General features: G+C 21.7%; 2 protein-coding genes and 1 pseudogene. All 3 read right to left on the reverse strand.

All coding sequences use genetic code 4. From position 1 onward, the window contains the following. Positions 1-118 precede the first annotated feature (118 nt). The gene (locus tag EHV01_RS05410) at positions 119-799 is read right to left on the reverse strand and encodes a hypothetical protein (RefSeq protein ID WP_422066565.1); all 681 of its coding nucleotides are present in this window, start codon (positions 797-799) and stop codon (positions 119-121) included. Between the two features lie 108 nt (positions 800-907). Beyond that, a complete protein-coding gene (locus tag EHV01_RS05415) occupies positions 908-1348 on the reverse strand; it encodes a hypothetical protein (RefSeq protein WP_422066566.1) in 441 nt (146 codons plus the stop codon). Positions 1349-1468: 120 nt separating this feature from the next. Continuing rightward, positions 1469-1587: pseudogene (locus EHV01_RS05420) on the reverse strand (IS5/IS1182 family transposase); the annotation flags it as partial.

Genomic DNA, 1587 nt, shown 5'->3' on the forward strand with positions numbered 1-1587 from the left:
WTDTAATTATTTTTTTCATTAATTATTTACCTCCATATATTAAAAATATACCTAATTTTAGGTATATTTTATAAATATCAAGAGTTTTCGACAAAATTAAAGAAAAATTACAATCCCTTTAATAAAAACATATTATATTTTCAGAAAAAGGAAAAAATGCTTTAAAACTAGTATAAGTTTTAAAAGACTTGATAAATTCTGTTGGTAAATAGTCTATTGCTAATGCTATTAAATCTTGACGATAATTTTCTACTAAATTCGCTCAACAAAATCATCCCAAAATCAAATAAACAATACCAATAATAGATAAAATTTGAATTGTAATGTCAATTGCATTAATAACAGTATTGTCTTTTAAAAACTGTATTAAAATAACTAAAATTATTGCTATAATAAATAAAAATATTGTAAACAACAAAAATCATGACAAAAATTTTAATCAAAAAAAACATTTTGATTGTTTTGTTTTTTGGTTATAAACATAATAAAAATGAAAAATCATATCATAAATTTTTACAATGCTTTGGTCTTTATCATCAGTACAATGAATAATGACAGCATTACTTATTTTTGAAAAATTCCGTGCTTTAACAATATGGTTTTGTTCTCCAATATTAACATCTTGTAAATCATTCTCATCTAACATTTTCCGTAATAACATCCGTGGTTTTAATGTTGTTTTTTTCTTTTTAAACCTTAATAAAATAAGACCAAATATTAATCAACCTACAAGAAGCAGTCCAATTACAATAATAAAAATAAAATAAACTAATCCTGTTATTTGCGTTAAATTAAACATTTTTTAATCACGTTCCTCTCCCATATATATCAATCATATCGTATTTAAAAAAATAAAAAAACAGCATTTTAAAATGTTATTTTTTTATATTCTTTCATTAATTTATCATTATTTTACAATACTTATTGGTAGTATGACATATGTATTAAATCTACCCTTTGCATTATTTTTTCCCAAACAGGTAATTTCTATTTTTCTTGGAATTGTTAAATCAAAAGAAAGAGTATCAATTTTATTATCTTTGATATAAAACTCTTTTGGGAAGATAGGAATTACATCATAATCATTTTTTGTTAATTTAGTGCTTAGTTCTGCATGCAATGTTGCTAAAATTGCATCACGAATTGGCTCTGATCATTCAGAAAACTGAACATCTTTAATATTCTTAACATTAACTTTTTTAATTGGGTTAATTTTAGTAATACCACTAATATCAATTGGAAATTGTAATTTTATTTCCTCTTTTTTTGGATTATTATTATTATTATTATTATTTATTGGTAACAAAGGAGCTCTATCTAAATTTTTTCTTTGTTTTTCTTCTTCCAATTTGTTTTATTTTGGATAACTACAAGCACAAGAAACAATTGTTATTCCACTTATGCTCATTATTCCTAAGGTCATTAAATAGACTTCTTGCATAACCTATTAAAATAATTGTAAATATTTTTAAAAAGATACTAATAGCAAATTATAAATTGAAGCAATTAAATTAAATCTTAAACTAAATCGTTTTCTATGATTACGATATTTTTCTGTAATAATTTTAAATTTTTTAAGAATAKMAA

The sequence above is a fragment of the Spiroplasma sp. hy2 genome (assembly GCF_044714365.1).
In the GTDB taxonomy this organism is placed as follows: Bacteria; Bacillota_I; Bacilli_A; order Mycoplasmatales; family Mycoplasmataceae; genus Spiroplasma; species Spiroplasma phoeniceum.